This is a genomic window from Stenotrophomonas sp. 24(2023) (assembly GCF_030913365.1).
Taxonomy (GTDB): domain Bacteria; phylum Pseudomonadota; class Gammaproteobacteria; order Xanthomonadales; family Xanthomonadaceae; genus Stenotrophomonas.
In genome coordinates this window covers 3,064,126-3,077,613 of the sequence record NZ_CP133160.1, presented here as the reverse complement: position 1 = coordinate 3,077,613, position 13,488 = coordinate 3,064,126, and the positions used below count along the sequence as shown (strand labels likewise).

The following is a 13,488-nucleotide window of genomic DNA, read 5'->3' as shown; positions in this document are numbered from 1 at the left end:
CGTGCATCACGGCCGGCTCAGGGCGCCCGGCCCTTGCCGGCGGCGCCCTGGACGGCGGTGCCGCCCCCCAGGCTGCGCGACAGGAACGCCAGCAACCGCGTGTAGTAATCGCGCTGGTTGGCCTCACCGTACAGGCCATGCCCTTCGCGCGGGTAATACACCGCTTCCACCGGAACACCGGCCTGCTTCAGCGCAGCCTCCATGCGTTCGGTGTGCTGCACCGGCGCACGCAGGTCCTCGCGGCCGGCGGCCAACAGCACCGGCACCTTGATGCTGGCCGCCAGGTTCACCGGCGATACCGCCGCCAGCGTCGCCGGGTCGCCCAGCCATTCGCGCAGGTAGGTGACCCCGGATTCACGGTCCTGGATGTCCCCCCGCCGGTACATCATCGGCAGGTCATACACCCCGACATAGCCGGCCGCGCACCGGTACAGGCCCGGCTCGCGCACCGTCCCCATCAGCGCCGAATAGGCACCGTAGCTGGCGCCGTAGATGCAGATGCGCCCGGCATCGGCGATGCCTTCGCGGATCGCCCAGCGGGTGGCATCGGTCACGTCGTCCTGCATCGCCCGGCCCCACTGCAGCGCGCCGGCCTGGCCATGGGCCCGGCCGTAGTTGCCCGAGCCCCGAAAATTGATCTGCAGCACGGCATAGCCGGCCTCGGCCAGCATCTGGTTGTCACGCTCGAAGCCACCATCGTCGAAAACGCCGAACGGACCGCCATGTGGCACCACCACCATCGGCAGGCCCTTGCCGTCGCTGCCGGGCGGCAGGGTCAGGAAGCCATGCAATGGCAGCCCGTCGCGTGCCGCCAGGCTGACCGGGCGCACCGGCGCCCCCGCGTCGCGGTCCAGCCAGCGGTAGCGCCCGGTCAGGAAGGCCGCCTTGCGCGTCGCCGTGGTGTACACGAAATAGTCACCCGGATTGCTGCCCGAGCTGACCTTCACCAGCAGGCGCGCCTGGTCGCGCGTGCCCGACACCAGGCTCACCACCTGCCCGGGGAACGCCTTTTCCAGCATGCGCTGGACGGTGGCGGTCGGCGATTGCTCGTCGAAGAAGGCCGTGCGCGTGGTGGCGCCCACGAACTGCACACCCACCGGCACCCCGGTGCCGGGCTGGTAGATGATGCGGGTGGGATCGACGGTGGTGTCCTGCAGCAGCGTGCGGCGCTCGTTGGTGGCCGGATCCCAGCTGACCACGGCGTCCGGTCCGGCGGGCTGTTCCACCACGAGGTAGGCCAGGCGGTTGTCGGCGGAAAAGCCGATCGGCCGCTCGATGCGGTGGCTGCTGCCTTCATCGTTCAGCAGCCGCCACTTCTGGTCGCCTTCGCGGTAGTACAGCTTGTTGACGTTGTCGGTCCCGGCGCCATGGGCCAGGCGCAGCGTGCCACTGTTGTCGGTGGTGAACGTCGCGCGCCGCACGGGTGAGTTGGCCACCAGGATGCGCCGGCCGGTCAGCAGGTCCATCTTTTCCAGGCGCGTGTTCGGGTCATCGCTGAACGGCCAGATGCTCACCAGCACGCTGCGTTCGTCCTCGGGCAGCGCGTCGGTCAGGAAGGCGGCCACCGGCTGCACCTTGCGCCCGGTCACGAAGCCGGGGTCATTGGGCTGTGCGCGGTAGCCGGCCAGCAGCTCACCCCGCTTGCCGTCGGCGTTGATGGCATACAGCTCGCCGGTGGGCCGGGGCTGGTCCAGCGAACCCCATTTCTCGGCCAGGCCGATCAGTACCCGGCGCTCACTCACCCAGTGGACATCGACGGCATGGTTGTTCTTCGGCGGCCGGAAATTGCCGACCATTTCCATCGTATCCGTGCGCAGGATGGCCACCGCCGTCGCGCCGTCCAGTGGCAGGGTCATCGCCAGGTAGTCGCCGGTCGGCGAGAGCGTGAGGTCGTTGAACTCGGCGCGGCGCAGATAATCATCCAGTGCCACGCCGGGTACGCCGGCAGCGGCGGCATGGCCGGCGGCCAGCAATGCGGCGAGCATGATCGGGTACTTCATGGTTTTCCCCCTGTGTACCGGGCGGCCATACCGCCCGGTGGCATCCCTGTGCGCGTGCACGGCACGCGCTGCCCGTATCGTCCCTGCCGCCTTACGGCGCCTTGCCCGTGCCGGCCGCGGCCGCATCCGCGGCGGTGGCACCGCCCAGGCTGCGTGACAGGAACGCCAGCAGGCGGGTGTAGTACTCCCGGCGATGCTCCTGGGCATAGAAGCCATGCCCCTCGGTCTTGTAGTAGAGGCTTTCCACGGGGGTACCGGCCTTCTTCAACGCCGCTTCCATGCGTTCGGTGTGCTGCACCGGCGCCCGCATGTCCTGGCCGCCCGCCGCCAGGAACACCGGCACCTTGATCTGCCCGGCCAGGTTGACCGGCGAACGGTCGGCCAGCGCCTTCGGCGATCCGATCCATTCGCGCAGGTAGTTCAACCCCGATTCCTCGTCCTGGATATCGCCCCGTGCGTACATCAGCGGCAGGTCGTAGACGCCCACGTAGCCGGCCGCGCAGCGGTACAGGTCCGGCTCGCGCGCCGCCCCCATCATCGCCGCATAGCCGCCATAGCTGGCGCCATAGATGCAGACGCGTGCCGGGTCTGCCGTGCCTTCGGCGATCGCCCAACGGGTTGCGTCGGTCACATCGTCCTGCATCGACGCGCCCCATTGCTGCTTCGCCGCCGTGGTATGCGCACGGCCGTAATTGGACGAGCCGCGGAAGTTCACCTGCAGCACCGCATAACCTGCCGCAGCGAGCATCTGCGCTTCGGCATCATAGGTACCGTCATCGAAAATCCCGATCGGCCCACCATGCGGCACCACCACCATGGGCAGCCCGCGCGCCGCCTTGCCGGCCGGCACGGTAAGGAAACCATGCAGCGGCAGGCCATCGCGCGCCTTCAGGCTGATGGGGCGGACCACCGCACTGTGCTCCGGATCGACCCACTCGCTGCGGCTGATCAGGTGCCGTGCGGCCTTGTTGACCGTGTCGTACAGGAAGAAATCCCCCGGGTTCCTGCCCGAGCGTGATTCCACCAGCACGGTGCTGCCATCACGGGTACTGGAGGTGATGTAGACCGGCCCGCCCAGCCCGGCTTCCAGGCTGCGGTACAGGCGTGCCTCGGCCGAGGCGTCATCGAAGAAGCGCGTGCGCGGGGTATCCCCGAGGAATTCAGCCCCCACCGGCACCCGCGTGCCGGGCCGGAAGATGATCCGGTGCGGATCGACCACCGCATCACGCAGCACGACCTTGCGCACGTTGTCCTGCGGGTCCCAGCTGACGATGGCGTCGGGGCCATCGGGCTGCTCGACCTGCAGGTAGGCCAAGCGGCCATCGGCGGAAAAGCCCAGGGGCAGCTCCACGCGCTGCGACAGGCCTTCGTCGTTGACCAGTACCCATTGGGCATTGGCACCGCTGCGGTAGTAGAGCTTGTCCACGTTGTCCGGGCCGGCGCCGCGCACGAAGCGCGCCTCGCCCTGCCCATCGGTGGTGAAGCTCCCGTGCTGGACCGGCGAGCGGGTGATCGCATTGCGGCGCCCGGTCATGACATCCATCCGCTCGAGCTGGGTGAAGGCATGCTGGGTGAACGGGGTGACCGCCACCAGGACGTTGCGGTCGTCCTGGGCCAGTTCGTCGGTGAGCTCGGCCGCGACCATGCCGGCCGGCTTCACCTTGATGTTCGTGCCCAGGCCCTGTTCCTGCACCCGGTAGCCCACCAGCAGTTCACCGGCCTTGCCGTTGGCGTTGATGCCGAACAGTTCACCGGTCGCCACCGGGCGGTCCAGCGGCCCCAGCTTCTGCGCCAGGCCGACCAGCAGGCGGTCATTGCTGACCCAATCGAATGTGTTCGCATGATTGTTGCGGGGGGGCCGGAAGGTCCCTACCCGTGCCATGTCCGCGATGCGGTAGATGGCAAGCGCGGTGCCATCCTCCAGCGGGACGGTGGCTGCGACATACTCGCCACCGGGCGAAATCTTGATGGCCGTGAACGCCTCCTCCCGCAGGTAGGTGTCCAGTTTCAACGTGCCGGCGCTGGCCGGCAGAAAAGCCGAAGCGCTGCACAGCAGCCCGGCCAACAACACTGTACGCATCCTTCCCCCTTTGATGCAGACACCCTGTCCGCGCTGGCGATTCTAGCCGTGCCGGGGAGCCGGCGCACAGACCCGGAAAAAACAACGGCACCGTTGCCGGTGCCGTTGCTGCCACTGCCTTGGAGAGAGAGTCAGGACGTGGGTTCGGGGGGCAGGCGCCGGGTCAATGGACCCCGCGCACCGCCAATGTCAGGGCAAGCACGCTCAGGATCACCGCGATGGTGCCATCCAGTACGCGCCAGGTGCTGGGCTTGGTGAACAGCGGGGCCAGCAGGCGCGCGCCCAGGCCCTGCGCGGTCAGCCACAGGCAGCTGGCGGTCACCACGCCGGCGGCGAAGGCCATGCGCGCATTGCCGAAATTCTCGGCGATGGAGCCGATCACCATCATGTCCAGCCAGAAGTGCGGGTTGATCAGCGAGAAGCCGACAGCGGCCAGCAGCACGGCGCGGCGGCTGCCATCGTCGCTGTCGGCCTCGCCCATGCCACCGCCACCGGCAAAGGCACGGCGCGCCGACTTCATCGCATACCAGGCCAGGAACGCCACGCCGGTCCACAGCACGGCACTGGTCAGCCACGGCAGCGCCGAGGTGAGCGTGCGCAGGCCGGCCACGCTGGCGAAGATGAAGAATGCATCGATGGCCGCGCAGGTGGCGACCACCGGCACGATGTGCTTGCGCAGGATGCCCTGGCGCAGGATGAAGGCGCTCTGGGCGCCGACCACGGCGAACAGGCCGACGCCGGTAGCTGCACCAGAGAACCAGGCACCGAGGCCGGTGCTGGCGGAGATGACCGAGAACATGGGGTGTACTGCCTTGTCGTGCGGGGGGACGGTGCCTCGCGGAGGCGGACAGCACCGGGAACGGGAAGAATTGTCGCGCCGCAGCATGGAAAAGACGAGCTAAACTTACTAAACCAACATTAGCGGAGCTTAATTCGATGCGTATCGATCATGCCCAGCTGCGCGCCCTGGCAGCGGTCATCCGCGAAGGCAGCTTCGACCGCGCCGCACAGTCGCTCAACGTCACCGCCTCGGCCATTTCGCAGCGGGTCAAGGCACTGGAGGACCGGGTCGGCCGGTTGCTGGTCAAGCGCGGCACCCCCTCCACCGCCACCGCTGAAGGCCAGGTGCTGGTGCAGCTGGCCGAGCAGACCGCCCTGCTGGAGCACGATGCCCTGCACCGCATGGGCGTGGCCGACGAGGACCTGCCACAGGCCAGCATTCCGGTGGCGGTGAACCATGACAGCCTGGAAACCTGGTTCCCGCAGGCCGCCTGGCAGTTCGCGCAGGGCACCGGCACCACCCTGGACCTGCGGGTGGAGGACCAGGACCATACCGTCGAACTGCTGCGCCAGGGCACCGTGCTGGGAGCGGTGACCACCCTGGATGAGCCGGTGCAGGGCTGCCAGATCCATGCGCTGGGCAGCATCCGCTACGCCGCCACCTGCACGCCCGCATTCCGCGAACGCCACTTTTCAAAGGGCGTGACCGCCCAGGCCCTGGCCCAGGCGCCGGTGCTGGTGTTCAACCGCAAGGACAACATGCAGGCCCGTTTCGCCCGGCGCCTGGCCGGCCACGACCTGCCCGGCACCGCGCCCACCTGGTGGATTCCCTCCACCCGGGCCTTCGTGCAGGCCAACCTGGGCGGCATGGGCTGGACCATGAACCCCCTGCCGCTGGTCAAGCGCCACCTGGATGCCGGCCGCCTGGTCTACGTGCGCCAGCGCGCCTGGGAAGACGTGCCGTTGTACTGGCAGCACTGGAAGGGCGACGTGCAGACCATGTCGCTTCTGACCCGGGCCGTGCTGGAGGCGTCCTCTGCGCTGGTACGACGCAAGCGCTAGGAAAGCCCGACGGGCAAGGCAACCGCGCTATCGCCGGCAGCGGGCCACTACGGCACCTGCACCGTCCGGCCCTGCGTGTATGCCATGCTGCGGGGCCACCCCCTGCCCCAGGAAGCCACCATGCCGATCCATACCCGTGACGCCGCTGCCGACGACGCCGCGGCCTGCATCGACCTGCGCGGCCGCACCCGCGAAAATGCCTTCAGCGCGGACCAGCTGGCGGCACTGGGCATCACCGCCGAGAGCTGGGCCGAAGGCATCGCCGCCGGCGATTTCATCGGCCGCATTGCCCTCGATGGCGAGCAGATGGTCGGCTACGGCTTCGCCGACCGTGAAAGCGGCGAAGTCCTGGTGCTGGCCCTGTTGCCCAGCCACGAGGGCCGGGGCATCGGCCAGCGCCTGCTTGAGGAAGTGGTCGCCCTGGCCCGCGATGCCGGCCACCAGCGCCTGTTCCTGGCCTGCTCGGCCGACCCGCGCTCGCGCTCGCATGGGTTCTACCGCCACCTCGGCTGGCACCCGACCGGTGAGATCGACGACGCCGGCGACGAGATCCTGGAACTGCGCTGACCGCAGCCCGGCGGTGCCCGGCTCAGCGCGACGCGCTGCCGGCGGGATCGGTGATGTGCAGCCCGCTGCTGACGATGCGCGCCTGCCCGCCCCGCATGCCCGGGGCCAGCTTGATGCTGAACACCGCCGACACATCGATCGGGTGCAGCGCGAAACCGCTGATCTCCGTCGGCAGGATGCGCCACGGGAACCGGAAGGACTGGCCCGGCCGCAGCGTCTGCGGCGTCTTCAACAACCGCGTATCCGGCAGGTTGGTGGCCAGCAGGATTTCCTTGCCGGAGTGGCGGTCCACCAGGGTCACGCTGGGCCCGCGCCGGCGGTAGAACTCCGCCGGTACCTGTGCGTCTTCATTGCCCGCATTGCGCAGTTCCAGTTCCACGCGGATGTCCTCGCCCCGGAAGTGGCAGGCGGCCTCGTCGATGCAGCGCACGTGGAGTTCGATCATGGCGGGCGTTTCCTGGCTGGATGCGGCGCAGGGCGCGGCGGCCAGCATCAGGGCAAGCAGCATCATGGAACGGTGCATGTGATCTCCCCCGGCAATCCCGCGGACCAGCAGTGCCTGGACCTTCGCACCGATGTTGCAGCAGTTGCGGGGCCGGGTCACGCGGCAATCCACGCTGGACAGGAGGGGCGCGCGCGGATCGCCGTCCTCGCGGAATTCCGGTGCGTGCACCGCTCCGGTGTCCTGCGTACCGCAGGGCAGCAAGCACCTGACGATGGCTTCGTTGCATGGCCCTTCCGTGGCCATGGGTACACCGGTGCGCCGCCGGACGGCCGAGCTTGCCGATGCGGGCGGCAGGATGCTGCATTGCACCAAAACAGGACCACATCCGGTTAGAATCCGCGCATGGATCGCGCAAGGCGTTGTTTCTTCACGCCCTTTCCCACCCGGGCACGCATCCTGATCTCCTCCCCTATGCAAGTGGACCCTTTCCCATGAAGAAGTTTGGCAAGGCGCTGCTGGCCCTGCTGGTGCTGCTGTTGGTGGTCTCGGTACTGTTCCTGTACTGGCCCCTGACCAAGCGCTCGGTACCGGCAGCCGGCAATGAGAAACCGGTGGATGTGGTGATGGTGGGTGCCGGCATCATGAGCATCACCCTGGCCACCTACCTGCAGGAACTGCAGCCGGACTGGAACATCCAGGTGTACGAGCGCCTGGACGGCGTGGCCGGCGAGAGCTCGGACGGCTGGAACAACGCCGGTACCGGCCACTCGGCCTTCGCCGAACTGAACTACACCCCGGAACTGCCCGATGGCAGCATCGAGACCAAGCGCGCAGTCGGCATCGCCGAAAGCTTCGAGGTGTCGCGCCAGTTCTGGTCGCACCAGGTGAAGGAAGGCCGCCTCAGCCAGCCCAGCGACTTCATCAACCCCACCCCGCACATGAGCTTCGTGTGGGGCGATGACAACATCGCCTATCTGCACAAGCGCCAGCAGGCGCTGGTGAAGAACCCGCTGTTCTACGGCATGCAGTACAGCGAAGACCCGGCGCAGATCGCCAAGTGGGCACCGCTGCTGATGGAAGGCCGCGACCCGAAGCAGCGCGTGGCCGCCACCTGGATGCCGCTGGGCACCGACGTCAACTTCGGCGTGATCACCCGCCAGCTGACCGCCGGCCTGCAGCGCAGCCCGAACTTCGGCCTGCACCTGGGCCATGAAGTCAGCGCCCTGCGCCAGGACCAGGACAAGACCTGGAACGTGACGGTGAAGGACCTCAAGAGCGGCAAGGAAAGCACCACCAAGGCCCGCTTCGTGTTCATCGGTGCCGGCGGTGCAGCGCTGAAGCTGCTGCAGATGTCCGGCATTCCCGAATCGAAGGACTATGCCGGCTTCCCGGTGGGCGGCCAGTTCCTGGCGTTCCAGGGCAGCAACGTGACCTCGCGCCATGACGTGAAGGCGTACGGCATGGCCGAAACCGGCTCGCCGCCGATGTCGGTGCCGCACCTGGATGCCCGCAAGCTGGACGGCAAGCCGGTGGTCCTGTTCGGGCCCTTCGCGCTGTACAGCACCAAGTTCCTCAAGCACGGTTCCTGGTTCGACCTGTATTCGTCGGTCACCCACAACAACGTCGGCCCGATGCTGCGCGTGGGCGCGGACAACCTGGACCTGGTGCAGTACCTGATGGCGCAGGCGCGGCTGAACGACGCCGATCGCCAGGCCGAACTGGTGAAGTACTTCCCCAACGCCAAGCCGGAAGACTGGAAGCTGGTCACCGCCGGGCAGCGCGTGCAGATCATCAAGCGCGATCCGCTCAAGGGCCCGGTGCTGCAGTTCGGCACCGAGATCGTCAGTGACAAGGACCACACCCTCGCCGCGCTGCTGGGCGCATCGCCGGGGGCCTCGACCTCGCCGCCGATCATGCTGGACCTGATGGCCAAGGCCTTCCCGGACGAAATGAAGGGGGGCTGGGAAACCCGCCTGCGCCAGATCGTCCCGTCCTACGGCCGCAAGCTCAACGAGAGCGCCGCGCTGACCAACGCGATCCGCACGCAGACCAGCCAGACGCTGCATCTGCCCTACCTGGAAGTGCCGGTGGACGGTGCGCCCGCCCCGGCTGCAGCGGCTCCGGCGCCGGCAGCGGCCAAGGAAAAGCGCAACGCCAACGAGGAACTGCAGGCCCTGTAAGCCTGCGTTCCACCGGTTGCACACGGACGGCCACCTTCGGGTGGCCGTCCGCGTTTACGGGACAGGCCACGGCAGGGCCGATGGCACGTCACGGATTGTAATGATGTTAAGAACGATTTACATTTGCGTTCCGCACGTGTCGCCATAGCAACCGCGGCGGTTCCCGGGATGGAGCCTGCCAGCCAGCGACGTACCCCTACGCGCGCCCCCGAGATGGACCTGACCTGCCCGGCCGTTGTGCCAGGGCATTGCCATGCCCTTGCCGTTCCCCCCACCACCCGAGCCCACCATGTCCCTGCCGCGAAAGTCCTGCCACCTGCCCCGTCGTGCCGCGCTGCCCACCGCGCTGCTGTCTGTCCTGATGCTGACGGCCGCGCCGGCCCTGGCCGAAACCGCCGCCGATGCGTCCGATGCCAAGACACTGGACCGCGTCAGCGTCAGTGCCGAGCACAGCACGCCACCGTCGAGCACCACCCGCCTGCCGATCACCCTGCAGGAGACGCCGCAGTCGAGCACCGTGCTCAGCCTGCAGCGCCTGCAGGACGAATCGCTGTTCAGCATCAACGACGTGATGCGCAACATCCCCGGCGTCAGCGTGTCCTTCTATGACACCCAGCGCCCGCTGTACTACGCACGCGGCTTTGCCATCACCGATTTCCAGGTCGATGGCATCCCCACCTACAGCGGCTCGACCAACCAGGAATACGACACCGCGTTCTATGACCGCATCGAAGTGATCCGCGGCGCCAACGGCCTGCTCAGCGGCGCCGGCGTGCCGTCGGCCACGGTGAACCTGCTGCGCAAGCGCCCGGGCAAGGAATTCGACGCCTCGTTCTCGGTGAGCGCCGGCAGCTGGGATTACCGCCGCATGGAAGCGGACGTGACCGCACCGCTGACCGCCGATGGCCGCTTCCGCAGCCGCGTGGTCGCCGCCTACACCGACCGTGGCCTGTATTACGACCGCTACGATGAGAACAAGATGGCCGGCATGGCCGTGCTGGAAGGCGACATCACCGACAGCACCACGGTCACCGTCGGCTACCAGACCCAGGACAACAATCCCGTCGGCTCGACCTGGGGCACCGTGCCCTTCTTCGACAGCACCGGCCAGTTCGCGCACCTGCCGCGCTCGACCAACCTGGCCCCGAAGTGGAGCTACTGGCAGCGCGAGACCAGCACCGCCTTCGCCAACCTGGAACAGCGTTTCGGCGAGAACTGGCTGCTGAAGATCAACACCGCCCAGACCCGCGGCAACGTGCAGAACGTGCGCGTGTACGGCAGCGGCAACCCGAACCCGGCCACCGGCGCGGGCATCTTCCTGCGCGCGGCCGCCGGCGATACCGAAGACACCCGCCGCAATGTCGATGCCTACCTGACCGGCACCTTCGACCTGTTCGGTCGCCAGCATGACCTGACCGTGGGTGCGCAGTGGTCGGACCTGGAAAGCACCACCAACACCGTGGCGCTGAACTTCCCCACCGACTGGGCGCGTTGCGGCAGCGAACGCTGCTACTACATTCCCAATGTGCACACCTGGAACGGTGACATTTCCGAGGTCACCTATACCCGCACCGGCGCACGCCGCGTGGCACACACCACGCAGAGCGGCTTCTACCTGGCCACCCGCCTGCGCCTGGCCGACCCGCTGTCGCTGATCGCCGGCGCACGCCTGAGCCGCTGGGAAACGCTCACCCGCGCCTACAACGCCGCCGGCACCTACACCGGCACCAGCGGTGCCTACAAGGTCAGCGATGAAGTCACCCCGTACGTGGGCCTGGTGTACGACCTCACCCCGAACGTAGCGCTGTACGCCAGCTACACCGAGATCTTCAACCCGCAGAACTACAAGGACCGCAACGAGAACCTGCTGGCGCCGGTGCAGGGTTCGAACCTGGAAGCGGGCCTGAAGACGCAGTGGCTCGACGGCCGCCTGACCGCCAATGCCGCCGTGTTCGAGGCCAAGCAGGACAACTACGCGGTGCGTGACACCAGCGTGCCGGACAACTCGCTCAGCGACGGCAGCTCGGCCTACATCGGCGTCAACGGCACCAAGGCGCGGGGCTGGGAAGTGGACATCAACGGCGAGATCCTGCCGGGCTGGACGGTCAATGCCGGCTACACCCACGTCAAGGTGACCCGCGCGGCCACCGACCTGCTGTACGCCAACCCGCCCAAGGACCTGCTGCAGCTCAACACCCAGGTGCAGCTGCGCGGCGTGCTGTCGCGCCTGAGCGTGGGCGGTGGCCTGCAGTGGCAGGGCAAGGTGCAGGGCTACAACGTGCCCTACCCGCTGGGTGGCACGGTGACGGTGAACCAGCCGGCCTATGCGCTGGTGCAGTTCAACGCCAACTACCGCATCACCGACAGCTGGACAGCGACGCTGAGCGTGCGCAACGCGCTGGACAAGACCTACTGGGCCAACCTGGACTACAACAACTATGGCGAGCCGCGCTTCGTGGCGCTGAGCCTGCGCTGGAAGTACTGAGGCCGGAACACGGCCGGCGCCGGATGCCTTTCCATGCGAAAGGCGCCGGCCCCACCCCATCAGACAGGGCCCGCCAGCGTGCGGGCCCTTTTTTTCGTCTGCGGCGATTGCGGCACGCGGCGCGCAGGCCTGCCTGAATGCGCGGCATTCACGCCCGGCGGTCGGTTTGCTGCAGTGCGGGTTGCACACCCCGCCATAATTATGGCGTAATTATTTCCACCGCCACTCGGACGCCGGTCGATGAACCCCAGTTGGGATACGTTGGAACGCAGCCGCCAGGCGCGCCTGCAGCGGGCGGCACCGTGGGCCCGGGGCCGCGAAGTGGCTGCCGGCGACGTGGGCGAACTGCTGCACGCCCTGCTGGAACCAGGCGACAAGGTCTGCCTGGAGGGCAACAACCAGAAGCAGGCCGATTTCCTCGCCCAGGCCCTGGCCGACCTGGACCCGGCACGGGTACACGACCTGCACATGGTGCAGTCGGTGCTGTCGCTGCCCTCGCACCTGGACGTGTTCGAGCGCGGCATCGCCTCCAGGCTGGATTTCTCCTTCTCCGGTCCGCAGTCGGTGCGGCTGGCCAACCTGGTGGCCGAAGGGCGCATCCAGATCGGCGCCATCCACACCTACCTGGAACTGTTCGGCCGCTACTTCATCGATCTCACCCCGCGCGTGGCGCTGATCGCCGCGCAGGCTGCAGATCGCCACGGCAACCTCTACACCGGCCCGAACACCGAAGACACCCCGGTCATCGTGGAGGCCACCGCCTTCGGTGGCGGCATCGTCATCGCCCAGGTCAACGAAATCGTCGACACCCTCCCCCGCGTCGATATCCCCGCTGACTGGGTCAACTTCGTGGTGCAGGCGCCGCGCCCGAACCACATCGAACCGCTGTTCACCCGCGACCCGGCGCAGATTTCCGAGATCCAGGTGCTGATGGCGATGATGGCCATCAAGGGCATCTACGCCGAGTACGGCGTCAACCGCCTCAACCATGGCATTGGCTTCGACACCGCCGCCATCGAACTGCTGCTGCCCACCTATGCAGAATCGCTGGGGCTGAAGGGAAAGATCTGCCAACACTGGGCGCTCAACCCGCACCCGGCACTGATTCCGGCGATCGAATCGGGCTTCGTCAGATCCGTGCACTCGTTCGGCTCGGAACTGGGCATGGAGAAGTACATCGCCGCCCGTGGCGATGTGTTCTTCACCGGTGCCGACGGGTCGATGCGCTCCAACCGCGCGTTCTCGCAGACCGCCGGCCTGTATGCCTGCGACATGTTCATCGGCTCCACCCTGCAGATCGACCTGCAGGGCAACAGCTCCACCGCCACCCGCGACCGCATCGCCGGCTTCGGCGGCGCACCGAACATGGGCTCGGATGCGCGCGGCCGCCGCCACGCCAGCGACGCGTGGATCAAGGCCGGCCAGCAGGCTGCGCGCCCCGGCGAGATGCCGCGCGGGCGCAAGCTGGTGGTGCAGATGGTGGAAACCTTCCGCGAGCACATGGCGCCGGCCTTCGTCGAGCGCCTCGATGCCTGGGAACTGGCCGAACGCGCGGCCATGCCGCTGCCGCCGGTGATGATCTACGGCGACGACGTCAGCCATGTGCTGACCGAGGAAGGCATCGCCAACCTGCTGCTGTGCCGCACGCCGGAAGAACGCGAACAGGCGATCCGCGGCGTGTCCGGCTACACCGCCGTCGGCCTCGGGCGTGATCGCGCGATGGTGGAAAACCTGCGCGACCGCGGCGTGATCCGCCGCCCTGAAGACCTGGGCATCTCGCCGCGCGATGCCAGCCGCGACCTGCTGGCCGCACGTTCGGTGAAGGACCTGGTGCGCTGGTCCGGCGGCCTGTACGACCCGCCCAAGCGCTTCCGCAACTGGTAAGGGAC

The 13,488-nt window shown here is 67.8% G+C and carries 9 protein-coding genes; 5 read left to right on the top strand and 4 right to left on the bottom strand.

Going from position 1 to position 13,488, the window contains the following annotated elements:
• Positions 1-17: 17 nt before the first annotated feature.
• The 3 genes from Q9R17_RS13895 to Q9R17_RS13885 form a co-directional block, all read right to left on the bottom strand.
• A complete protein-coding gene (locus Q9R17_RS13895) occupies positions 18-2,000 on the bottom strand; it encodes a prolyl oligopeptidase family serine peptidase (protein ID WP_308155193.1) in 1,983 nt (660 codons plus the stop codon).
• 91 nt (positions 2,001-2,091) lie between these two features.
• On the bottom strand, positions 2,092-4,080 hold the full coding sequence (locus tag Q9R17_RS13890; RefSeq protein WP_308155192.1) for a S9 family peptidase: 1,989 nt from the start codon (positions 4,078-4,080) through the stop codon (positions 2,092-2,094).
• 163 nt (positions 4,081-4,243) lie between these two features.
• Positions 4,244-4,879 (bottom strand): LysE family transporter, encoded by a 636-nt coding sequence (locus Q9R17_RS13885; protein ID WP_308155191.1) that lies wholly within the window; start codon positions 4,877-4,879, stop codon positions 4,244-4,246.
• Between the two features lie 137 nt (positions 4,880-5,016).
• Between Q9R17_RS13885 and Q9R17_RS13880 the strand changes: the two genes are divergently transcribed.
• Both Q9R17_RS13880 and Q9R17_RS13875 read left to right on the top strand, forming a co-directional pair.
• Entirely contained in the window at positions 5,017-5,922 is a 906-nt protein-coding gene (locus Q9R17_RS13880) for a LysR family transcriptional regulator ArgP (RefSeq protein ID WP_308155190.1), read from the top strand.
• 120 nt (positions 5,923-6,042) lie between these two features.
• Positions 6,043-6,489, top strand: coding sequence for a GNAT family N-acetyltransferase (locus tag Q9R17_RS13875; RefSeq protein ID WP_308155189.1), 447 nt, complete (start codon positions 6,043-6,045; stop codon positions 6,487-6,489).
• 22 nt (positions 6,490-6,511) lie between these two features.
• Here the strand turns inward: Q9R17_RS13875 and Q9R17_RS13870 are convergent, their stop codons facing one another.
• A complete protein-coding gene (locus Q9R17_RS13870; RefSeq protein ID WP_308155188.1) occupies positions 6,512-6,934 on the bottom strand; it encodes a hypothetical protein in 423 nt (140 codons plus the stop codon).
• A gap of 491 nt (positions 6,935-7,425) precedes the next feature.
• On the opposite strand from Q9R17_RS13870, the gene mqo reads away from it, so the two are divergent.
• The 3 genes from mqo (at position 7,426) to mdcA (ending at position 13,483) form a co-directional block, all read left to right on the top strand.
• Positions 7,426-9,114 carry a malate dehydrogenase (quinone) gene (gene mqo / locus Q9R17_RS13865; protein ID WP_308155187.1) on the top strand — a complete coding sequence of 563 codons (1,689 nt, stop codon included), beginning with the start codon at positions 7,426-7,428 and terminating at the stop codon, positions 9,112-9,114.
• 361 nt (positions 9,115-9,475) lie between these two features.
• The gene (locus Q9R17_RS13860) at positions 9,476-11,599 is read left to right on the top strand and encodes a TonB-dependent siderophore receptor (protein WP_308158348.1); all 2,124 of its coding nucleotides are present in this window, start codon (positions 9,476-9,478) and stop codon (positions 11,597-11,599) included.
• 240 nt (positions 11,600-11,839) lie between these two features.
• Positions 11,840-13,483 (top strand): malonate decarboxylase subunit alpha, encoded by a 1,644-nt coding sequence (gene mdcA / locus Q9R17_RS13855; RefSeq protein WP_308155186.1) that lies wholly within the window; start codon positions 11,840-11,842, stop codon positions 13,481-13,483.
• Positions 13,484-13,488: the final 5 nt, after the last annotated feature.